At 73.2% G+C, this 20,720-nt stretch carries 18 protein-coding genes; 12 read left to right on the top strand and 6 right to left on the bottom strand.

Annotation, left to right across the window (positions count from 1 at the left end; genetic code table 11):
- Positions 1-13: 13 nt before the first annotated feature.
- Entirely contained in the window at positions 14-1,114 is a 1,101-nt protein-coding gene (locus BJP60_RS11595; RefSeq protein WP_203135904.1) for an NADH:flavin oxidoreductase/NADH oxidase, read from the bottom strand.
- A gap of 44 nt (positions 1,115-1,158) precedes the next feature.
- On the opposite strand from BJP60_RS11595, the gene BJP60_RS15530 reads away from it, so the two are divergent.
- The 10 genes from BJP60_RS15530 to BJP60_RS11550 all read left to right on the top strand — a co-directional run bounded on the left by BJP60_RS15530 (position 1,159) and on the right by BJP60_RS11550 (position 11,804).
- On the top strand, positions 1,159-1,422 hold the full coding sequence (locus BJP60_RS15530; protein WP_336244347.1) for a hypothetical protein: 264 nt from the start codon (positions 1,159-1,161) through the stop codon (positions 1,420-1,422).
- Positions 1,423-1,433: 11 nt separating this feature from the next.
- Entirely contained in the window at positions 1,434-2,048 is a 615-nt protein-coding gene (locus tag BJP60_RS11590; RefSeq protein WP_336244346.1) for an NAD(P)H-hydrate dehydratase, read from the top strand.
- Positions 2,049-2,058: 10 nt separating this feature from the next.
- Positions 2,059-3,318 (top strand): hypothetical protein, encoded by a 1,260-nt coding sequence (locus BJP60_RS11585; RefSeq protein ID WP_238439408.1) that lies wholly within the window; start codon positions 2,059-2,061, stop codon positions 3,316-3,318.
- A 15-nt stretch (positions 3,319-3,333) separates the two neighbouring features.
- The gene (locus tag BJP60_RS11580; RefSeq protein ID WP_203135902.1) at positions 3,334-3,663 is read left to right on the top strand and encodes a thiamine-binding protein; all 330 of its coding nucleotides are present in this window, start codon (positions 3,334-3,336) and stop codon (positions 3,661-3,663) included.
- Positions 3,664-3,741: 78 nt separating this feature from the next.
- Entirely contained in the window at positions 3,742-4,722 is a 981-nt protein-coding gene (locus BJP60_RS11575) for a dihydrodipicolinate synthase family protein (RefSeq protein ID WP_203139293.1), read from the top strand.
- A gap of 44 nt (positions 4,723-4,766) precedes the next feature.
- Entirely contained in the window at positions 4,767-5,951 is a 1,185-nt protein-coding gene (locus BJP60_RS11570) for an MFS transporter (RefSeq protein WP_203135901.1), read from the top strand.
- Between the two features lie 142 nt (positions 5,952-6,093).
- Positions 6,094-7,458 carry a 4-aminobutyrate--2-oxoglutarate transaminase gene (gabT, locus tag BJP60_RS11565; protein ID WP_203135900.1) on the top strand — a complete coding sequence of 455 codons (1,365 nt, stop codon included), beginning with the start codon at positions 6,094-6,096 and terminating at the stop codon, positions 7,456-7,458.
- A gap of 11 nt (positions 7,459-7,469) precedes the next feature.
- The gene (locus BJP60_RS11560) at positions 7,470-8,828 is read left to right on the top strand and encodes a flavin monoamine oxidase family protein (protein ID WP_203135899.1); all 1,359 of its coding nucleotides are present in this window, start codon (positions 7,470-7,472) and stop codon (positions 8,826-8,828) included.
- A gap of 46 nt (positions 8,829-8,874) precedes the next feature.
- Positions 8,875-10,449, top strand: coding sequence for an APC family permease (locus BJP60_RS11555; protein WP_203135898.1), 1,575 nt, complete (start codon positions 8,875-8,877; stop codon positions 10,447-10,449).
- Entirely contained in the window at positions 10,446-11,804 is a 1,359-nt protein-coding gene (locus BJP60_RS11550; RefSeq protein WP_203135897.1) for an NAD-dependent succinate-semialdehyde dehydrogenase, read from the top strand. Before BJP60_RS11555 ends, BJP60_RS11550 begins: the two co-directional genes overlap by 4 nt.
- 571 nt (positions 11,805-12,375) lie before the next feature.
- On the opposite strand, the gene BJP60_RS11545 is transcribed toward BJP60_RS11550, so the two are convergent.
- The gene (locus BJP60_RS11545) at positions 12,376-14,055 is read right to left on the bottom strand and encodes an amidase (protein WP_203135896.1); all 1,680 of its coding nucleotides are present in this window, start codon (positions 14,053-14,055) and stop codon (positions 12,376-12,378) included.
- Positions 14,052-15,107 carry an agmatine deiminase family protein gene (locus BJP60_RS11540; protein WP_203135895.1) on the bottom strand — a complete coding sequence of 352 codons (1,056 nt, stop codon included), beginning with the start codon at positions 15,105-15,107 and terminating at the stop codon, positions 14,052-14,054. Before BJP60_RS11540 ends, BJP60_RS11545 begins: the two co-directional genes overlap by 4 nt.
- A gap of 62 nt (positions 15,108-15,169) precedes the next feature.
- On the opposite strand from BJP60_RS11540, the gene BJP60_RS11535 reads away from it, so the two are divergent.
- Positions 15,170-15,775 carry a TetR family transcriptional regulator C-terminal domain-containing protein gene (locus BJP60_RS11535; RefSeq protein ID WP_203135894.1) on the top strand — a complete coding sequence of 202 codons (606 nt, stop codon included), beginning with the start codon at positions 15,170-15,172 and terminating at the stop codon, positions 15,773-15,775.
- A 4-nt stretch (positions 15,776-15,779) separates the two neighbouring features.
- On the opposite strand, the gene BJP60_RS11530 is transcribed toward BJP60_RS11535, so the two are convergent.
- Together BJP60_RS11530 and BJP60_RS11525 are read right to left on the bottom strand one after the other, a co-directional pair.
- A complete protein-coding gene (locus tag BJP60_RS11530; RefSeq protein WP_203135893.1) occupies positions 15,780-17,387 on the bottom strand; it encodes an amidohydrolase in 1,608 nt (535 codons plus the stop codon).
- Complete coding sequence (locus BJP60_RS11525; RefSeq protein ID WP_203135892.1) at positions 17,384-18,625, bottom strand: MFS transporter; 1,242 nt, start codon at positions 18,623-18,625, stop codon at positions 17,384-17,386. Before BJP60_RS11525 ends, BJP60_RS11530 begins: the two co-directional genes overlap by 4 nt.
- 156 nt (positions 18,626-18,781) lie before the next feature.
- Between BJP60_RS11525 and BJP60_RS11520 the strand changes: the two genes are divergently transcribed.
- Positions 18,782-19,387 carry a TetR/AcrR family transcriptional regulator gene (locus BJP60_RS11520; RefSeq protein ID WP_203135891.1) on the top strand — a complete coding sequence of 202 codons (606 nt, stop codon included), beginning with the start codon at positions 18,782-18,784 and terminating at the stop codon, positions 19,385-19,387.
- A 42-nt stretch (positions 19,388-19,429) separates the two neighbouring features.
- Here BJP60_RS11520 and metX read toward each other — a convergent pair whose 3' ends face one another.
- Entirely contained in the window at positions 19,430-20,638 is a 1,209-nt protein-coding gene (gene metX / locus BJP60_RS11515; RefSeq protein ID WP_203135890.1) for a homoserine O-acetyltransferase MetX, read from the bottom strand.
- Positions 20,639-20,720 lie beyond the last annotated feature (82 nt).

The following is a 20,720-nucleotide window of genomic DNA, read 5'->3' as shown; positions in this document are numbered from 1 at the left end:
ATGGAACGTGGGCTCAGCGCACGGCGACCGCCGCCTGGCGAGCCGGACGGTGCGCCCGGAGGTACTGCGGCGGCCACAGCGACTCGGGGTCCTCGCCGAGCTCGGTCGCGGCGCGCAGGCCGAAGTGCGGATCGCGCAGCCACTCGCGCGCCGCGAAGATCGCATCGGCGTCGCCGTCCTGCAGGATCTGCTCGGCCTGCGTGCCGCTCGTGATGATCCCGACCGCCGCGACGGGCACCTCGGCGACCTCGCGGATGCGCGCCGCGAACGGCACCTGGTAGCCGGGGCCGACCGACAGCTGCTGGTGCGCGACGAGCCCCGCCGAGGAGATGTCGAACAGGTCGGCGCCGGCGTCCAGGGCCCAGCGCGCGACGCGCGCGACGTCGTCGGGCTCGAGGCCGCCGGGAGCCGCGTCCGAGGCGGAGAAGCGCACGAGCACGGGGACGGCCTCGCCGGCCTCGGCGCGCACCGCCCGCACGATGTCCAGCACGACGCGCGCGCGGTTCTCGAGCGATCCGCCCCACTCGTCCGTGCGCTCGTTGCTGAGCGGCGAGAGGAACTCGTGCAGCAGGTAGCCGTGCGCGGCGTGCACCTCGAGCACGTCGAAGCCGGCGTCCAGCGCGCGACGCGTGGCCGCCCGGAAGCCCTCCACGAGCGCCGCGATGCCGTCGGCGTCGAGCGCGACGGGCGTCGCATAGCCCTCGTAGGCGATGGCCGACGGCGCGACGGCGGTCCAGCCGCCGTCCTCGGCGGGGACGCTGCCTCGCTGCCCCGAGAACGGCCACCACGTGGAGCCCTTGCGCCCCGCGTGCGCGAGCTGCACGCCCGCGAGAGCGCCGCGCGAGTGGATCGCGTCGACGATCGGGCGCCACGCGTCGCGGTGCGCGTCGCTCCACAGCCCCGTGTCCCGCGGCGAGATCCGGCCCTCCGGCACGACCGCGGTCGCCTCGGCGACGACCAGGCCCGCGCCGCCCGACGCGAACTGGGCGAGGTGCACGTGATGCCAGTCGTTCGGCAGGCCGTCCTCGGCGCTGTACTGACACATCGGCGCCACCCAGAGGCGATTGCGCACGGTGACGTCGCGCAGGGACAGCGGGCTGAACAGCAGGCTCATGGATCTCCGATCGCGTGCCCGACGGACGGGCATAGGGTGACGACATGGAAGCTCGGGAATGGACCGCGGCGGATGCCGCATCCGTGCTCCGGATGCCAACCGCGACCTCCCACAAGTATTCCCGGGGTGTCGTGAGTCTGCGCACCGGGTCGACCTCCTACCCGGGCGCCGCCGTGCTCGGCGTGGAGGGAGCGGCCCGCGGCGGGGCCGGCATGGTGCGCTGGATCGGCGACCCCGACGTCGCCCGCCTGGTGCTGCAGCGCCGGCCGGAGGTCGTGACGGGGAGGGCCGGACCGACGCCTGGGTGATCGGATCCGGCATGGACGCGCGAGCGCGCACGGACGCCGAGCGCGCGACGCTCGTGAACGTGCTGCGATCGGGCGCCCCGGTCGTCGTCGACGCCGGCGCGCTCGATCTCGCGGCCGAGGCGCGCGGACCCGTGGTGGTCACGCCGCACGACGGCGAGCTCAAGGAGGTGCGGATCCCGCTCGGGCTCGGCGTGGACGACGTCGAGGGCGACGATCCGCTCGCCGACCGGCTGCGCCGCGGCTTCGACGAGCGGCTGCTCGTCGCCCGCGAGACCGCCGTGGCGCTCGGCGGAGCCGTGCTGCTCAAGGGCGCGGCGACGATCGTCGCGGCGCCGACCGGCTGGTACGCCGTGGTGCGCGCGGGCACGCCCTGGCTGGCGACCGCCGGCACGGGCGATGTGCTGGCGGGCGTGATCGGCGGGGTCGCGGCCGCCGCTGCCGCCGCGGGCCCGCTCGACGCCGAGGGACTGGCGAAGTCCGCCGCGACGGGAGCCTGGCTGCACGGCCACGCCGCGCGCCTCGCCGCCGGCGTCGCGGACGGCGCCGCGGGACATCCGATCACCGCGCTGGAGGTCGCCGCGCACCTGCCGCGGGCGTACGCCGCGGCGCTGTCCGCCGCCTCCTAGGATGTGGAGCGTGCGTCGGCGACCGTTCCCCGGCGGGTCCCGATGGAGCCGCACCCTCGTGCTCTGGCTCGCGTTCGCGGCCGTGCACCTGCTCGTCGCGTGGCTCGGCTGGCGGATGCCGAACCAGCCCATGGGCGACGTCTACTTCGTGTACGAGCCGTGGTCGACCGCCGCGCTGCACGGCGCGGGCATCGTCGGCATCACCGAGCCGTGGGTCTACCCGCACCTCGCGCTGGCGCCCCTGATCCTGGCGCACGCGTTCGCGTGGCTCGGCGGCTACACCATCGCGTGGGCCGTTCTCGTGACCCTGTGCAACGCCGCGGGGTTCTGGCTGCTGCTCGGCGACGGCCGCTCCCGCTCGCGGCGCGCGGCGGCGCGGTTCTGGCTCGCGTTCATCCTGCTGCTGGGCCCGGTCGGCATGTACCGGATCGACGCCGTCACCGTGCCGCTCGCGATCGCGGGACTGCTCTGGCTCGTGCGGCGGCCCTTCCTCGCCTCCGTGCTGGTGGCGGCGGGCACCTGGATCAAGGTGTGGCCGGCCGCGCTGCTCGCGGCCGCGTTCGTCGCGCTGCGTCGCCGCGCCGAGATCGTCGGCGGTGCGCTCGTGACGTCCGCGGTGATCGCGGCCGCCGTGATCCTGCCGGGGGGAGCGGCGCATCTGCTGGGCTTCGTCACGGCGCAGACCGGTCGCGGCCTGCAGCTCGAGGCTCCCGTCAGCGGACTGTACCTGTGGGGAGCCGCGCTGCGGCTCGACGGCTGGTGGCTGTTCTACGACGACGAGATCCTTACGTTCCAGGTGACCGGCCCGCACGTCGACGTGGTGATCGCGGCCATGACGCCGCTGCTCGCGCTCGCCGCGGCGGCCGTCGTGCTGATCGGCGCGATCAAGGCGCGCCGCGGGGCGTCGGTCGTGCGCCTGCTGCCGCCGCTCGCGCTCGCGCTCGTCGTCGTGCTGATCGCGCTCAACAAGGTCGGCTCGCCGCAGTTCCACGACTGGCTGATCCCGCCGCTCGTGCTGTGGATCGTGCTCGACCGGCGCCGCGCACGACCGCTCGCGGCCCTCGCCCTGCTCTCCGCCGCGCTCACGCAGATCGTCTACCCCCTGATGTACGGGCTGCTGCTCGTCGCCGACGTGTCGGCGGTCGCCGTCCTCACGGCGCGCAACGTCGTGCTCGTGGCCCTCATGGTCTGGGCGATCGTGCGGCTCGCGCGCGTTCCCGTCCGCTCCGATGTGCGGCATCCCGCCGTGCAGCCGGCCGCCACCGTCTGACGAAAGGACACCCCCATGCTCGTCGCCTTCTCCGTCGCCCCGTCCGGGTCGAACGACGCCAACCCGCACGGCTCCGTCCACGACGCGGTCGCCGCGGCCGTGAAGGTCGTGCGCGAGTCCGGCCTGCCGCACCGCACGACATCGATGTTCACCGAGATCGAGGGCGAGACCTGGGACGAGGTGATGGATGTCGTCAAGCGCGCCACGGAGGCGGTCCTGCCGTTCGGCTCGCGCGTCTCGCTCGTGCTGAAGGCCGACATCCGCCCCGGCTACGCGGGCGAGCTCGACGGCAAGATCGAGCGCCTCGAGCGGGCGATCGAGGACTCCGCGGGCGATCAGCCCTGAGAGACAGCGGCCCTCGCCGCGGACGTCGCCTCCCGGCGGCAGGATCCCGCCCTTCCACGACAAGGAGCACTCGTGCGCATGTTCACCGGACTCAGCGCCTTCCCCCTCACCCCTCTCGTCGACGACACCGTCGACGAGCCGGCCTATGCGGGACTGATCGCCCGCCTCCGTGACGCCGGGGTGGACTCGATCACGGCGCTCGGTTCGACCGGCTCCTACGCCTACCTGTCCCGGGAGGAGCGCCGCCTCGTCGTGCGCAGGGCGGTGGAGAACGCGGGGAGCGTGCCCGTCTTCGCGGGGATCGGCGCGATGCGCACCAGCCAGGTGCAGGCCCTCGCCGACGACGCCCAGGACGCGGGCGCCGCCGCCGTCCTGCTCGCGCCCCTGGGCTACCAGGCGCTCACCGAGGACGACGTCTTCGGGCTGTACCAGGACGTCGCCGCGGGCCTGTCCGTCCCGCTGATCGTCTACGACAACCCGGGGACCACGCACTTCGCCTTCACCACGGAGCTGTACGGGCGCATCGCCGCGCTGCCGAACGTCGCGTCGATCAAGATCCCCGGCGTGCCGGTCGACGCGGCCGCGGCGCGCGAACGCGTCGCGGCGATCCGCGCGGTCGTCCCCGCGCACGTCACCGTGGGCGTGTCGGGCGACCCGTTCGCCGCGCGCGGCCTCGACGCAGGCTGCGACGCCTGGTACTCGGTCATCGCCGGCACCCTGCCGGCGCCGGCGCTCGCCCTCACCCGCGCGGCGCTGGCCGGCCGGGCGGACGAGGCGAACCGCGCGTCCGAGCGACTGGCCCCGCTCTGGGATCTGTTCGCGCAGTTCGGCGGGAGCTTGCGCGTCGTCGCCGCGGTCGCCGAGCATCTCGGGCTGGTCCGGCCCGGCAGTCTGCCGCTGCCGCTTCGCGGCCTCGACGAGGCCCAGCGGGCGCGCGTGGCCGCGGTCGTCGACGAGCTGGGGCTCGCCTCGCAGGAGGCCCCTGCGGCGGCCGCCGGAGCGCGCGACCCGGGCGGCGATCGGGAGCGCGCGCGACGGCGGGCCCCGATCCTGCCCTAAGCTCTTGACTCGTGACTCCCTCGACCACGTCGAGGGGGGCGGCGATGTGGGCGCTCCTCTCCCTCGCCATCGGCTCCTTCGGCATTGGCATGACCGAATTCGTCTCGATGGGCCTGCTGCCCGGCATCGCGCAGGAGCTGCTGCCCGACGCCTGGGCGGGCAGCCAGGAGGCGGCCATCGCCCAGGCCGGCCTGCTGATCAGCGTCTACGCGCTCGGTGTCGTGATCGGCGCGCCGCTCATCGCGGGCTACGCGGCGCGCTTCCCGCGGCACCGCGTGCTGATCGTGCTGGCCGCGAGCCTGCTGGTCGGCAACCTCCTGACGGTGATCGCGCCGACATTCGAGACCGTCGCGGTCGCGCGCCTGATCGCGGGTCTGCCGCACGGCGCGTACTTCGGCATCGCCGCCGTCGTGGCCGCCGAGCTGCTCGGGCCCGGCAACCGCGCCCGCGGCGTGGCGATCGTGATGAGTGGCCTGACGGTCGCAAATGTGGTGGGCGTGCCGCTCGGCACCTGGCTCGGGCAGCTCGCCGGATGGCGCGTCGCGTACGGCGTCGTCGTCGGACTGTTCGCCCTCGCCGCGCTCATGATCGCGCTGACGGTGCCCGCCATGCCGGGTGACGGCTCGCGCTCGCTGCGTCACGAGCTGGGCGTGTTCCGCATCGGGCAGGTGTGGCTCGCGCTCGGGGTCGGCGCGATCGGCTTCGGCTCGTTCTTCGCGATCTACAGCTACATCGCGCCGCTCATGACCGAGGTGGCCGGGGCTCCCGAGTGGGCCGTGCCGATCGCCCTCGTCGCGACGGGCCTCGGCATGACGGTGGGAAATCTGGTCGGCGGCGTGGCGGCCGACCGCAATCTGCCGCGTGCCCTGATCGCGGCCTTCGTCCTGCTCGCCGTGGGTTCGGCGGTCGTGGGCGCCGCGTCGCACATCCCCGCGACGCTCGTCGCCGCGATGTTCCTGTTCGGCGCGATCAGCGCGCTCGCGGGACCCGCCGTCCAGACCCGCCTGATGGACGTGTCCGAGGATCGCCCGACGATCGCGTCCGCCCTGAACCACTCCGGCATGAACGTCGGCAACAGCCTCGGCGCCGCGCTCGGCGGCGGCGTGATCGCGCTCGGCTGGGGCTACGTCGCGCCCGCCTGGCTCGGCATCGTGCTCGCGGTCCTGGGCGTCGGTCTCGTGCTGGCGAGCCTTGCTCTCGAGCGGCGGCGCGCGCCCGCGCTGGCCTGAACGGACGGAACCGTCCCTCGATCCGGACAGTGGCATCGAAGTCACGCGAGGATCGCGATATCAGCTACGGATTTCGCGGCGGTTGAGGGGTAGCACGACGGAATTCGTTGTGGGGCTTGCCCGCGTCGCCTAGACTGCCCGCATGACCGTCACCACCGACTCGCCCCACGCCGGCACCGTGACCGGAGGACCCGCGCTGCCGCAGGAGCGCCGCCTCGTCACCGAGATCCCCGGCCCCCGCTCGCAGGAGCTGCTCGCCCGCAAGGCCGCGGCCGTTCCGGTCGGCATCGGTCACACCGCGCCCATCTCCGCCGTCGCGGCGGGCGGCGGCGTCGTGGTCGACGCCGACGGCAACTCGCTGATCGACCTCGGCTCCGGCATCGCGGTGACCACGGTGGGCAACGCGCACCCGAAGGTCGTCGAGGCCGTGCAGCGCCAGGTCGCGGCCTTCACGCACACGTGCTTCATGGTGTCGCCGTACGAGTCGTACGTGGAGGTCGCCGAGGCGCTGAACCGGCTCACGCCGGGCGATCACGAGAAGAAGACCGCGCTGTTCAACTCGGGTGCCGAGGCGGTCGAGAACGCGATCAAGATCGCCCGCAAGCACACGGGCCGCCAGGCCGTCGTGGCGTTCGACCACGGCTATCACGGCCGCACGAACCTCACCATGGCACTCACCGCCAAGACCATGCCGTACAAGTCGGGCTTCGGTCCGTTCGCACCCGAGGTGTACCGTGCACCGCTGTCGTACCCGTTCCGCGACGGCCTGAGCGGCGCCGAGGCCGCCAAGCGCGCCATCACCATGATCGAGAAGCAGATCGGCGGCGACCAGGTCGCGGCGATCATCATCGAGCCGATCCAGGGCGAGGGCGGCTTCATCGTGCCGGCCGACGGGTTCCTGCCCGCGCTCGTCGAGTGGGCGCAGGCGAACGGCGTCGTGTTCATCGCCGACGAGGTGCAGACGGGCTTCGGCCGCACCGGCGCGATGTTCGCGAGCGAGCGCTTCGGCATCGTGCCCGACCTCATCACGACCGCCAAGGGCATCGCCGCCGGCCTCCCGCTCGCGGCCGTCACGGGCCGCGCCGAGATCATGGACGCCTCGCACCCCGGCGGCCTGGGCGGCACGTACGGCGGCAACCCGATCGCGTGCGCCGCGGCGCTGGCCGCCATCGACGCATACGAGAGCGAGAACCTCGTCGAGCGCGCGAACGAGATCGGCGCCGTCATCCGCGAGCGCTTCGCTGCGGTCCAGGCCTCCGACCCGCGTCTCGGCGACGTGCGCGGCCACGGCGCCATGATGGCGCTCGAGTTCGTCGACCCCGAGACGGGCGAGCCCGACGCCGCGCTCACCGCGGCCATCGCGAAGGCCTCGATCGCGCAGGGCGTGATCGTGCTGACCTGCGGCACGTTCGGCAACGTCATCCGCTTCCTGCCGCCGCTGTCGATCGGCGACGACCTGCTGAACGAGGCGCTCGACGTCGTGACCGCCGCGCTCGCGGCCGCGTGAGGGGCAGGGTCATGACGGAGATCACCCGTGACGTCGTCGTCGTCGGCGCCGGCCCCGCCGGCCTCACCGCCGCCAACCGGCTGAAGTCGGCAGGCCTCAGCGTCGCCGTGCTGGAGGCCCGCGATCGCGTCGGCGGACGCACCTGGTCGGACGACATCGAGGGCGCGACCCTCGAGATCGGCGGCCAGTGGGTCTCGCCCGACCAGGAGGCGCTGCTCGAGACGCTCGAGGAGCTCGGGCTCGAGACCTTCGAGCGCTACCGCGAGGGCGACAGCATCTACATCTCGAAGGCCGGCGAGCACACGCGCTTCACGGGCGACATCTTCCCGGTGGCGCCCGAGACCGAGGCGGAGCTCGTGCGCCTGATCGACAAGCTCGACGCCATGGTCGCCGAGCTCGACCCCGACCGGCCGTGGGAGCACCCGCGCGCCGCCGAGCTCGACACGATCTCGTTCGAGGCGTGGCTCGCGCAGGAGACCGACGACGTCGAGGCGCGCGACAACATCGCGCTCTTCATCGGCCCCGCGATGCTGACCAAGCCCGCCCACGCGTTCTCGACGCTGCAGGCCATGCTGATGGCCGCCAGCGCGGGCAGCTTCTCCAATCTCGTCGACGCCGACTTCATCCTCGACCGGCGGATCGTCGGCGGCATGCAGGAGGTCTCCAAGCGGCTCGCCGCGCGCCTGGGCGACGACGTCCACCTCGGCCAGCCCGTGCGGCGGATCCAGTACGGCGACGGCGGAGTGGTCGTCACGAGCGACGGGATGACCGTGCGCGCCCAGCGCGTCATCCTGGCGCACGCTCCCGTCCTGTACAGCCGGATCACGTTCGATCCGCCCCTGCCGCGACGCCAGCACCAGCTGCACCAGCACCTCTCCATGGGGCTCGTGATCAAGGTGCACGCGGTGTACGACCGGCCGTTCTGGCGCGAGGCGGGGCTGTCCGGCACCGTGTTCAGCCCGTACCAGCTGTGCCACGAGGCGTACGACAACACGAACCACCAGGATGAGCGCGGCACGCTCGTCGCGTTCGTCTCCGACGCGCAGGCGGACGGCGTGTTCGAGCTGCCCGCCGAGGAGCGCAAGGCGCGCATCCTGGACTCCCTCGCGGCCTACTACGGCCCCGAGGCCAAGAACCCCGTCGTGTACTACGAGAGCGACTGGGGCGCCGAGGAATGGACCCGCGGCGCCTACGCCGCGAGCTTCGACCTCGGCGGCCTGCACCGGTACGGATCGGACCTGCGCACCCCCGTGGGTCCCGTCCACTTCGCCTGCAGCGACATCGCAGGCGCCGGCTACCAGCACGTCGACGGCGCGATCCGCATGGGCCGCCTCGTCGCCGACACCCTGATCACCGACCTCGGAGCCTGATATCCCCACCCCGGGCCCCACCTACCCGAACCCCAGAGGAACCCGCATGACCGAAACAACCCGCCAGGCCGACGGCGCCGGCGAGACCGCACAGGCCGGCAAGCCCGGCCTGATCACCCAGGTGATCTCGAGCAAGGGCCTCGCCGTCGGCGCGGTCGGACTGTTCGGCGCCACCGTGATCGGCGTGTCCACCGTCGCTCCCGCGTACACGTTCACGATCTCGCTCGGCCCCGCGGCCGCCGAGGTCGGCACGCAGGCCCCCGCCGTCATCCTGCTCGGCTTCATCCCGATGCTGCTGGTGGCGCTCGGCTACCGCGAGCTGAACAAGGTCATGCCCGACTCGGGCACGACGTTCACGTGGGCCACCCGGGCCTTCGGGCCGTGGATCGGCTGGATGGCGTCGTGGGGCCTCGTGATCGCCACGGTGCTCGTGCTGTCGAACCTCGCGGCCGTCGCGGTGGACTTCCTCTTCCTGCTGATCTCGCAGATCACCGGCAACCCCGCCATCGCCGACCTGACGTTCAACCCCTTCATCAACGTCGCCGTGTGTCTGCTCTTCATGGTCGGGGCGGCGTACCTGTCGTTCCGGGACATGAAGGAGTCGAAGGTCTTCCAGGTCGTGCTGGTCGGATTCCAGGTCGCGGTGCTGGTGCTGTTCGCCGCGCTCGCGATCGGCAAGGCGCTCGAGGGCGGCGTGAACTCGATCCCGTTCGACGCGAACTGGCTGAACCCGTTCACGGTCGGCAGCCTCTCGGCGGTCGTCGCGGGCCTGTCGGTGTCCATCTTCATCTTCTGGGGATGGGACGTGACCCTCACGATGAACGAGGAGACGATCGACCCCGAGCGCACGCCGGGCCGTGCGGCCACGCTCACCGTGATCGTGGTCGGCGGGCTCTACCTGCTGCTGGCGTTCGCGCTCATCATGTTCGCCGGCGTCGGCGAGGGCGAGGGCGGCCTGCTCAACGAGGACGTGGTGGAGAACGTCTTCTTCGGCCTGGCGGATTCCATCATGGGCCCGTGGGCGTTCCTGATCTCGCTCGCGGTCCTGGTCAGCTCGGCCGCCTCGCTGCAGTCCACGATCATCGGCCCCGCGCGCACGCTGCTCGCGATGGGCCACTACAAGGCGCTGCCGGCGAAGTTCGACGCGGTGCACCCCACGCACAAGACCCCCGTGTTCGCGATCATCGTGTCGGTGGCCGTCGCGGGAGGCTTCTACGCCGTGATGCGCTTCGTCAGCGAGAACGTGCTGTGGGACACCATCCTCACGCTCGGCATGATGATCTGCTTCTACTACGGCCTCACGGCGTTCGCCTGCGTGTGGTTCTTCCGCAAGCAGTGGTTCGACTCCGTGTCGGCCTTCCTGACGCGGTTCCTCGCCCCGCTCCTGGGCGGCATCATCCTGCTCGCACTGTTCGTCATGACGCTGTCCGACTCGCTGGACCCGACCTACGGCTCGGGCGAGAACATCGCGGGCGTCGGCATCGTGGGCATCCTGGGCATCGCCATCCTCGTGCTCGGCGTGATCATCATGGCGATCATGGCCGTGCGGCAGCCCGAATTCTTCCGCGGTCGAATCCTCCCCGTGGGAGCACCTGTCAGCGCAAAGGAGAGCATCCGATGACCTACGCAGTCGTGAACCCCGCCACCGGCGAGACGGTGGCGGAGTACCCCGAGGCCACCGACGCCGAGATCCAGGACGCGATCGCCACGGCGCACGCGGGCTTCCAGGCCTGGCGCGCCACGCCGGTCGCGGACCGCGCGGCGGTCGTACGCCGCATCGCCGAGCTGCACCGCGCGCGCCGCGAGGAGCTCGCGGCCGCCATGACGCGCGAGATGGGCAAGCCGCTCGAGGCCTCGCGCGGCGAGGTCGACTTCGCGGCGGACATCGTGGAGTTCTACGCCGACAGCGCCGAGAAGATCACGGCGGATCAGCCGATCGACATCCTCGGCGAGGGCAGCGCGGTCGTGCGCCGCGCCCCGCTGGGCGTGCTGCTCGGGATCATGCCGTGGAACTTCCCGGCGTACCAGGTCGCGCGCTTCGCCGCGCCGAACCTCGTGATCGGCAACACGATCATCCTGAAGCACGCGCCGCAGTGCCCCGAGTCGTCCGCGATCCTCGCGGGCATCTACGCCGACGCGGGCCTGCCCGAGGGCGGCTACGTGAACGTGTACGCCTCGAACGAGCAGGCCGCGACGATCATCGCCGACCCGCGCGTGCAGGGCGTCTCGGTGACCGGATCCGAGCGCGCCGGCGCGGCCGTCGCGTCGCTCGCGGGGCAGCACCTGAAGAAGGTCGCGCTCGAGCTGGGCGGATCGGATCCGTTCGTGCTGCTGTCGACGGACGACCTCGACACGGTCGTGCAGAACGCGGTGGACGCGCGCCTGGACAACACCGGCCAGTCCTGCAACGCCGCCAAGCGCTTCATCGTGGTCGACGAGCTGTACGACGCCTTCGTCGAGAAGTTCACGGCGGCGATGGCTGCCGCCAAGGTGGGCGACCCGACGGACGAGGACACCGTGCTCGGCCCGCTGTCGTCGCTCGCAGCGGCCGAGCGGCTGCAGGAGCAGGTCGACTCGGCGGTGGCGCAGGGCGCGCAGGTCGCGGTCGGCGGCACGCGGGACGGCGCGTTCTTCCCCGCGACCGTGCTCACCGGCGTGACGCCCGACATGGACGTGTACCGCGAGGAGCTGTTCGGCCCGGTCGGCGTCGTCTACCGCGCGGCCGACGAGGCGGACGCCGTGCGCATCGCGAACGACACCCCGTTCGGCCTCGGCTCGTACGTGTTCTCGACGGACCCGGCCCAGGCCGGCCGCGTCGCGGACGCGATCGAGGCGGGCATGGTCTACGTCAACTGCGTGCTCGCCGACAGCCCCGAGCTGCCGTTCGGCGGCGTGAAGCGCAGCGGCACCTCGCGCGAGCTGGGCCTGCTCGCGGCCGACGAGTTCGTGAACAAGAAGCTCATCCGCGTGGCCTGAGAGCCGCACACGCGAGAACCCCCAGGGGGCGGGGAAGGAATCCTTCCCCGCCCCCGTTCGTCGGTCCGGGCGGTTTCGACTCGGTCGCTGCGCTCCCTCGCTCAACCAGCAGGCGGGTTGTTTTCCCTGTTGTTCGTTGAGCGAGCGAAGCGAGTCGAAACGGGCCGGTCCCTGTCGCTGCGCTCTCTCGCTCAACCATAGGGCGGGGTGTTTCCCCTGTTGTTCGTTGAGCGAGCGAATCGAGTCGAAACGAGCCGGTCCCTGCCGCTGCGCTCTCTCGCTCAACCAGCGGGCGGGGTGTTTTCCCTGTTGTTCGTTGAGCGAGCGAATCGAGTCGAAACGGGCCGGTCCCTGCCGCTGCGCTCTCTCGCTCAACCAGCGGGCGGGGTGTTTTCCCTGTTGTTCGTTGAGCGAGCGAAGCGAGTCGAAACGGGCCGGTCCCTGTCGCTGCGCTCCCTCGCTCAACCAGCAGGGGGTTGTTTTCCCTGTTGTTCGTTGAGCGAGCGGAGCGAGTCGAAACGGGCCGGTCCCTGCCGCTGCGCGCTCTCGCTCAACCAGCGGGCGGGGTGGGTCAGAGCGGGGGCGTGAGCGGGGGAGGAGTGCGGCGCGAGCCGGTCGCCTCGAACGCCGCCGCGAGCGCCAGCAGCGCGGCGTCGTCGTACGCGCGCCCCGCGAACGTCAGGCCTGCGGGCATCCGGGTGTCGGGCATCGTGCCCATGGGCACCGTGACGGTCGGCACGCCCAGGTGGCGGATCGCGAGATTGCCGTTCGCGACCCATACGCCGTTGCGCCAGCCGAGGTCGGCGGACGCGGGATCCACGTCCATGTCGGCCGGCGCGACGTCCGCCATGGCGGGGAACGCGACCGCGTCGAGGCCGAGGTCGTCCATCCAGCGCTCCAGGTCGATCCGGCGCGTCTCCTCGAGGCCCGCGAGGCCCGCAGCGAGGTCGGCGAAGTCCTGCAGCGTCGTGCCGGGATGCGCGCGCACCCAGTCCGGGTACGCCGCGATGTCGTCGTCGAAGCCCGAGTAGCGGTCGGGGAGCGCGCCCTCGGGCGCGGGGAAGATCGCCGCGCCGTCGACCTCTGCCAGCCCCGGGAGGGCCGGATCGCCGTTGGCCGCGAGGAAGTCGTCCCACGCCCAGGCCGACAGGTCGAGGATCTCCCGGTCGAGGTACTCCGGCGGGACGATGCCGCGCGTCCGGATCGTCGGCGCGCCGGGGCGGTCGCCCTCGTAGTTCGTCACGAGCGGGAAGGCGACCTCGACGACTTCGGCGCCGGCCGCCTCGAGCGCCGCGCGCGCGTCGGCCCACAGGCCGAGGACGGAAGGGCGGGTGACGATCCGCTTTCCCGTGGACCCGCCGATGCCGCCGTCCGGGTTCGTGCCGGCCTCCGGATCGCGTCCGATGTACATGCGCGGGACGCCGATCCGACGCCCCGCGAGCGAGGCCTCGCGCGCGAGCGCGGGGTACGACGCGGGACGGGAGACGGGCGGAACCGGCACCCATGGCTGGGAGCGCCAGAAGTCGCCGCGCGTGTCGGGATCGGGAGCGACCACGACGTCCAGCAGCTCGAGCAGGTCGGCCATGGTGCGCGTGTGCGGCACGACGACGTCCATCGTCGGCACGAGCGGCCAGTTGCCGCGCACCGAGATCACGCCCCGCGACGGCGTGTACGCGCACAGCGCGTTGCACGACGCCGGCGCGCGGCCGCTCGACCACGTCTCCTCGCCGAGCCCGAAGGCCGCGAAGCTCGCCGCCGTCGCGGTGCCGGAGCCGTTGGACGAGCCGGAGCCGAACGCGCTCGTGAGGTACGCGCGGTTGTAGGGGCTCTCGGCGCGGCCGTACAGCCCACGCTGCATGCCGCCGTTCGCCATGGGGGGCATGTTCGTCAGGCCCAGGCAGATCGCACCGCCCGCGCGCAGCCGCTCGATCGCGAACGCGTCGCGCTGCGCGACCAGGTCGGCGAACGCGGGGCTCCCCGCCGCGGCGGTGAGGCCGCGCACGAGGTAGCTGTCCTTGGCGGTGTAGGGGATGCCGTCGAGCGGGCCGAGGGACTCTCCGGCCGCGCGGCGCTCGTCCGACGCGCGCGCTTCGGTGACGGCCTCCGGGTTGCGCACCACGACGGCGTTCAGCTCCCCGTCGTACGCGGCGATGCGAGCGAGGTACGCCTCGACGAGCGCGACCGCCGTGGTGCGGCCGTCCTCGAGCGCGGCGCGCAGGTCGGCGATCGTCGCCTCGTGCACCTCGATCATCGGACGTCCCCCTGCGCACGCTGCGGGACCGCGGCGAGGGCGGGCTGCTGCTGCGTGATGCAGTGGATGCCGCCGCCACGCGCGAAGATCTCGCGCGCGTCCACGGTCACGACCTCGCGGCCCGGGTACTCGTCCGCGAGGATCGCGGCGGCGCGGGCGTCGGCCTCGGGCTCGCCGAATCCGCAGGCGATCACGCCGCCGTTCACGACGAGGTGGTTGACGTAGCTCCAGTCGACGGGGCCGTGCCCGTCCGTCAGCGTGGCGGGGGCGGGCAGGTCGACGATCTCGAACCGGCGTCCGGCGGCATCCGTCTGGTCCTGCAGGATGTCGCGCAGCTGGCGCGTGACCACGTGATCCGGATGCGCCGCATCCTGCTGGTCGTGCAGCAGCAGCCGCCCGGGGGAGGGGATGGTCGCGACGATGTCGACGTGGCCGTTCGTGCCGAAGTCGTCATAGTCGCGCGTGAGGCCGCGCGGCAGCCAGACCGCGCGCGTCGCGCCCAGGGTGCGGGCCAGCTCGGCCTCGACCCGCGCGCGGTCGGCGAACGGGTTGCGGCGCGGGTCGAGCTGCACGGTGTCGGTGACGAGCACCGTGCCCTCGCCGTCGACGTGGATGCCGCCGCCCTCGTTCACGAGCAGCGACGAGAGGACCTCCGCGCCGACATGCTCGGCGATCAGCCGCGCGTGCGCCGCGGACAGCTGCCACTGCGCCCAGTCGGGGGCGCCCCACCCGTTGAAGACCCAGTCGACCGCGCCCAGGCGCTCGCCGTCCGTGACGAACGTCGGGCCGTGATCGCGCATCCAGAACTCGTCGACCGGCGCCTCGATCAGCTCGATGTCGGCCGGAAGGATGCGCCGGGCGCGACCGATCTCGCTCGGGTCGACGAGCATCGTCACGGGCTCGAAGCGGGAGACCGCGTGCGCGACGGCCGCCCACGCGGCGTAGCCGGCTTCGCGCTCGACGTCGCTCTCGCCGAGCGTCGGGCCCACGCGCGGGAAGGCCATCCAGGTGCGCTCGTGCGGCGCGGTCTCTGCGGGCATGCGCCAGGACATCCGGGTCTCCGTTCTATTGATCATGCGATCAATAAGTCGACGCTAACGGCTACGCTGGCAGGGTGTCAACCGCATCACGCCCGCGCGCCCCGCGCCGCGCCCCGGAGGAGCGCCGCGCCGCGATCGCCGACGCGGCGCGCGCCGTGGCGCTCGCCGACGGCCTCGGCGCCGTGACCCTGCGCGCGGTCGCCGCCCGCGCCGGCGTCGCCCCCGCGCTCGTGGCGCACTACGCGGATGACGGGATGGACGCGCTCGTCGCCGACGCGTTCGCGGGCATCGTGGCGCGCGAGCTCGACGAGGTGACCGCGATCGTGGCGGGAGCGGGAGATCCCCGTGCGGCGCTCGCCGCGCTCATCCGGACGCTCGCAAGCGGCGAGCGCGACGAGGTGACCGCCGTGTGGGTCGAGGCGTGGGCGCTCGGCCGCCGCAACGACGCGCTGGCGGCGGCCGTGCGCACCCAGATGGACGCGTGGCAGCGCCTCGTGCAGGACGTCGTCGAGGCCGGGCTCGCGACGCGCGACTTCCGCGTGGCCGACGCGGCCGGGGCCGCCTGGCAGGTGCTGGCCATGATCGACGGCACAGGTGCACAGGGCCTCGTCCGCTGGGGCGCCGGCTCCGACCGCTCCGCGCTGCTGCTGCGGGCGGTCGAGGGCATGCTCGGCGCCTGAGCCGCTACTCCTCGAAGGCCGTGCGCCCGTCCACGACGGTCCGGACCACGCGTGCGCTCAGCAGCGCGGCCGGATCGCCGAACGGATCGGCGTCGACCACCGCGAAGTCGGCGGCGTAGCCGGGTGCGAGGCGCCCGCGCCACGATCCGTCGCCGATCGACGTCGCGGCGTCCCGCGTCGCGTGGGCCAGCGCGCGATCCAGCGGCACGGCCTGCTGCGGGTGCACGGCGGGCACGGCCGGGTCCAGGGCGGAGGCACGCGTGGCGGCCACGTACATGTTCGCGAGCGCGTCGAGTGGGGCCGTGGGCGCGTCGGTCGAGAACGCGAGGAGCGCGCCGGCCTCCTCGTACTCGCGCCAGGCGAAGCCGCGCTCGGCGCGCGCGTCGCCGAGCTGAGCGGCCCAGTTGGCGAAGATGGCCGGGTCGGCGTGGACCGGCTGCATCGACGCCGTGACGCCGAGCCGGGCCATGCGCTCGGCGGTGCCGGGGGCGGCGTACTCGAGGTGCTCGATGCGGTGCCGGCGCGGGCGCGGGCCGTTCGCGGCGATCGCGTGCTCGATCGCGTCGAGGGCCATGGTGCTCGCCGCGTCGCCGATCGCGTGCAGCGCGATCTGCATGCCGGCGGCGTCGGCGGCGGCCACCACCGGGTCCAGCCGCTCGGCGGGCCAGATCGGCTCGGCGTTCGAGCCGTTCGCGTACGAATCGCGCATCGCGGCCGTGCAGGCGTCGATCGTGCCGTCCAGCACCAGCTTGATGCCGACCACGCGCACGGCGCCCGAGGCCGCGGCGAGCTCCGCGGCGCGCGCGACCTGGGCGAGGTTCGCGTCGTCGTCTCCCGTGTTGGCCACGAACCAGTGGGCGGCCACGCGCAGGGGGAGAGAGCCGCCGCGGCGCGCGTGCGCCCGCTCGAACGCCGCCAGGCCGTGCGCGTCGAACGCCATGTCGACCACGCCCGTGACGCCGGCGGCGAGGTAGGCCGCGATCACGCGCTCGACCGACGCGTCCCGCTGCGCGTCGGTCGTCGTCGCGTCGCGGTGCGCCCACGCGAACTGCTGCGCGGCGGTCTCGTAGAGCATGCCGTCCGGCTCGCCGTGCGCGTCGCGTCCGATGCGTCCGCCGATCGGATCCGGCGTCTCGCGCGTGATGCCGAGCTCGGCGAGCGCCGACGAGTTGACCCAGCACGAGTGGTAGTCGTTCGCGTCGAGGTAGACGGGCACGTCGGCGACCGCCTCGTCGATCATCGCGGCGGTCGGCCGTCCGCCCGGCACCGCGTCGAAGAGCCAGCCGCGTCCCCGCAGGGGCGCGTCGTCCGCACCCTCCGCGCGCGCCCGGCGGAGCAGATCCTGGATGTCGGCGAGCGTCCGCGCGTGCGTCAGGCCGACCTGACCGAGCGCGTCTCCCGTCATCAGCAGGTGCGTGTGCGCGTCGACGAAGCCGGGCAGCACGAGGCGTCCCTCGAGGTCGACGGACGCGGCGGTCGGTCCCGCCTGCGCGACGGCATCCGCCTCCGTGCCGACGAACGCGATGCGCGCACCGTCCACGACGAGCGCCTCGGCGAAGCCCCGCTCGTCGGCCGTGAACACGCGTGCATGGCGATAGAGCGTGCGGGTCATGCGACGGTCTCCATCTCGCGCGCCGCGGCGCGGTCGAGCCGGGTGGAGAGCAGTGCGATCGCGCCGGCGGGGACGGCCAGCACGAAGCTCGCGACGCCGAGCGTGATGGCGAAGCCTTGGTACCCGAAGACGCCCACGAGCGCGGCGCCGATCACCGGCGTGAGCGCGGAGCCCACCAGGTAGACGGCGAACAGCGGGCCCGACCAGCGGCCGTCGGCATCCAGCGCGGCGGACGTCGCGACGAAGTACATGAACGCGACGGCGTAGATCGTGTTCCACGCGATGAAGACGACGATGAACACGGTCGGGTCGGTGACGAAGCCCTCGGCGATCTTCAGGGCGCCGCCCGCGACGAGCAGGACGACGAGCGGCACGGCGCGGCCCAGGCGGTCGCCGAGGATCATGAGCGCGAGCGAGCCGAGCAGGCCTCCCGCGGTCGAGCCGCTGAGGGCGATGCCGAGGCCCTCGGGCGTCAGGCCCGCGAGGTCGGCGCCCATGACTCCGGCCATGGCCCAGAGCGAGTCCTCGCTGACGGCCCAGAGCGCGAACACCGCGAGCAGTCCGAAGCCCGCGATCGTGACGGCGCGCGAGGCGGGGCGCGGTGCGCGGACGGTGCCCGTCGGGGCGACCTCGATCGGCACGGCCTCGGCGATCGCGGCGCCCGCCTGCGGCGCCGCGACGGGCGCGGCGGGCAGCCAGACGGAGACGAGCAGGCCGATGAGGCTGAACAGCGCCAGCGAGCCGAACACGTTCAGCGGCGCCAGGCCGATGGCCGGCACCACGGCCAGCACGATCGTCATCACGGCGCGGTTGGCGAGGCCGTTGAAGCCCGCCACGCGGTCGGGGTTGCGGAACGCGGCGAGCGCGGCGCCCGAGGCGGCCACGGCGCCGCCGGCGCCGATGCCGCCGAGGATGAGGCCGACCGCGATGAGCGACGGGACGAGCGCCGCGGCGGCGAAGCCGGCGAGCGCGACCACCAGTCCGATCCGCGCGACGAGCAGCCGGCGGGCGCCGGCGCACAGCGGGGCGATCCCGAGGCCCGTGACGGCGGTCAGCAGCAGGGTCGCGGTGACGAGCCAGCTGGCGGCGAGGACGTCGAGACCCAGGCCCTCCTGGGCGGCGGTGATCATGTAGGGCGAGAGGTTGACGCCGAGGTAGCCGGCGATGCCGATGGCGAAGGTGGCCGTCGCGGTGGGGAAGCGCAGCGGGACGCGCGTGGACAGGTCGAGGGCAGTCATGACAACTCCGGGTGGGTGGGACCGGCAGGGTGGGGGTGGGGCGGCCTTCGAAAACGAATGGCATTCGTACGAATGGTGTTCGTTATTATGCACACGGGAGCCGCCGGACGGAAGACCCGGCGTCCCTTCGATCCCATCCGGCGAGAGGACGGCCCGGTGCCGAGACCGCGCGTGACAGTGCTGTCGCCCGAACGGATCGCCGACGCGGGCCTGGAGCTCGTGGACTCCGGCGAGCCCTTCGGCGTGAACGCGATCGCGCGGCGCCTGGGCGTGCGGCCGTCGTCGCTGTACAACCACGTGGACGGGCGCGACGGCATCGTCGAGCTCATGCGCGGTCGGCTCGTCTCGCGCTACGCCGTGCATCCGGAGGCGGGGGAGTCGTGGGACGCGTTCCTCCTGCGGCTGATGCGCGCCCATCGGCGCATGTACGCGGATCATCCGCTGCTCGTCCCGCTGCTGGTGGGCAAGACGATCACCCACCCCGCCGTGATCGGCGCCTACGACGAGATGGCCACGGCGCTGGCGGGCGCCGGATTCCCCGACGGCGAGATCCTCACGATCGTCACGCTGATCGACGCGTTCGCGATCGGCTTCGGCTTCGATCTCGCGTCCCCCGCGGACGTCTGGAAGCCCGACGGACCGACGCGCACGCTCGGGCGCGTGCTGGCGGAGGAGTCCGACCGCGACGCGCGCGCCGAGCGGGCCTTCGACCTCGCCGCGCAGGTGCTGCTCGACTCGCTGCGCGCCCGGCTCGCGGCGTAGCGCCGCGGCGGCCGGGCGCGGCCCGGTCCGGAGCGGCGGGCCTCAGCCTGTGGCGAGCAGGCGCCGCAGGTGGGACCCCACGGCGGCCGTCTCGATCAGGAACCCGTCGTGGCCGAAGTCGCTGTTCAGCACCACGGCGTCGTCGCCGTCGAGCGTGCGGGGGATGCCGCGCGCGATCCGGTGCTGGCCGTCGATCGGGAACAGGCGATCCGAATCGATGCCGAGCACGAGCGTCGTCGCCGTGACGCGCGCGAGCGCCGCCTCGACGCCGCCGCGCTCGCGGCCCACGTCGTGCGAGTCCATCGCGCCGACGAGGCGGATGTACGTGTTGGCGTCGAAGCGCCGCGTGAACTTGTTGCCGTGGAAGTCGAGGTACGACTCCACGGCGAACCGGCCGCCGTGGCCGAGCGGGCTGACGCCCGACTGCCACGAGCGCTGGAAGCGGGAGTTCAGCTCCGTGGGGCTGCGGTAGTTCAGCAGCGCCATGCGCCGCGCGAGCGCGAGGCCGCGATGCGGGCCGTCGCCGTCCGCGGCGTCGTAGTACTCGCCGCCGCGGAAGCGCGGATCCATGTCGATCGCCTGCAGCTGCACGGCGTTCAGCGCGATCTGATCCGCGGTCGTCAGGGGCGGCGCCGACAGCACCGCGAGGCGCGCGAGCCGGTCCGGATGCGCCACGCCCCACTCGAGCGCGTGCATGCCGCCCATCGAGCCGCCGACCACGGCCGCCCACACGTCGATGCCCAGCGCGTCCGCGAGCCGCACCTGCGCCGTGACCTGGTCGCGGATCGTGAGGTACGGGAACCGGGACGCCCAGGCCTCGCCGTCCGGATGAATGCTCGCGGGACCCGTGGAGCCCTGGCAGCCGCCGAGGATGTTCGGCGCGACGACGAACCACCGGTCGGTGTCGATCGGGGCGCCCGGGCCGACGATGTCGCCCCACCAGCCGGCCGTGGGATGCCCGGGACCGGCGTCGCCGCGCACGTGCGTGTCGCCCGTGAGCGCGTGCGCGATCAGGATCGCGTTGTCGCGCGCGGCGTTCAGCTCGCCCCAGGTCTCGTACGCGAGCCGGAACGACGGCAGCACGCCGCCGCCCTCGAGTCTCAGCTCGCCGAAGCCCGCGAAGCGGCGGTCGCCGGCCGGGTCGCCGTCGCGCCAGGCGCCGGACGCGGGCGGGCGGCCCACCATGGACCGGGCGTCGGCCTCCGTGACGAGGCTCGACGGCACCGTGTCCTCGGAGATCTGCCAGTCCATGCGCTTCATTCTGCCTGGGCCGGCACGGGCATCCGCCCACTGTTACGCCCGCCGGAAACGCACGAGACCTCATCCCCGGTCC

It is taken from the genome of Microbacterium sp. JZ31, from assembly GCF_016805985.1.
Classification (GTDB): Bacteria; Actinomycetota; Actinomycetes; order Actinomycetales; family Microbacteriaceae; genus Microbacterium.
The sequence above is the reverse complement of the archived record's forward strand: the minus strand, read 5'-3'. Positions and strand labels throughout refer to the sequence as shown.

What these genes read in the sequence shown, in the direction of transcription:
- BJP60_RS11595 (WP_203135904.1), bottom strand. Translation starts at nt 1,114, where the DNA reads ATGAGCCTGCTGTTCAGCCCGCTGTCCCTGCGCGACGTCACCGTGCGC.
- BJP60_RS11545 (WP_203135896.1), bottom strand. Translation starts at nt 14,055, where the DNA reads ATGATCGAGGTGCACGAGGCGACGATCGCCGACCTGCGCGCCGCGCTC.
- BJP60_RS11555 (WP_203135898.1), top strand. Translation starts at nt 8,875, where the DNA reads ATGACCGAAACAACCCGCCAGGCCGACGGCGCCGGCGAGACCGCACAG.
- BJP60_RS11530 (WP_203135893.1), bottom strand. Translation starts at nt 17,387, where the DNA reads ATGACCCGCACGCTCTATCGCCATGCACGCGTGTTCACGGCCGACGAG.
- BJP60_RS11590 (WP_336244346.1), top strand. Translation starts at nt 1,434, where the DNA reads ATGGACGCGCGAGCGCGCACGGACGCCGAGCGCGCGACGCTCGTGAAC.
- BJP60_RS11550 (WP_203135897.1), top strand. Translation starts at nt 10,446, where the DNA reads ATGACCTACGCAGTCGTGAACCCCGCCACCGGCGAGACGGTGGCGGAG.
- BJP60_RS11580 (WP_203135902.1), top strand. Translation starts at nt 3,334, where the DNA reads ATGCTCGTCGCCTTCTCCGTCGCCCCGTCCGGGTCGAACGACGCCAAC.
- BJP60_RS15530 (WP_336244347.1), top strand. Translation starts at nt 1,159, where the DNA reads ATGGAAGCTCGGGAATGGACCGCGGCGGATGCCGCATCCGTGCTCCGG.
- BJP60_RS11575 (WP_203139293.1), top strand. Translation starts at nt 3,742, where the DNA reads ATGTTCACCGGACTCAGCGCCTTCCCCCTCACCCCTCTCGTCGACGAC.
- BJP60_RS11540 (WP_203135895.1), bottom strand. Translation starts at nt 15,107, where the DNA reads ATGTCCTGGCGCATGCCCGCAGAGACCGCGCCGCACGAGCGCACCTGG.
- BJP60_RS11570 (WP_203135901.1), top strand. Translation starts at nt 4,767, where the DNA reads ATGTGGGCGCTCCTCTCCCTCGCCATCGGCTCCTTCGGCATTGGCATG.
- gabT (WP_203135900.1), top strand. Translation starts at nt 6,094, where the DNA reads ATGACCGTCACCACCGACTCGCCCCACGCCGGCACCGTGACCGGAGGA.
- BJP60_RS11525 (WP_203135892.1), bottom strand. Translation starts at nt 18,625, where the DNA reads ATGACTGCCCTCGACCTGTCCACGCGCGTCCCGCTGCGCTTCCCCACC.
- BJP60_RS11560 (WP_203135899.1), top strand. Translation starts at nt 7,470, where the DNA reads ATGACGGAGATCACCCGTGACGTCGTCGTCGTCGGCGCCGGCCCCGCC.
- metX (WP_203135890.1), bottom strand. Translation starts at nt 20,638, where the DNA reads ATGGACTGGCAGATCTCCGAGGACACGGTGCCGTCGAGCCTCGTCACG.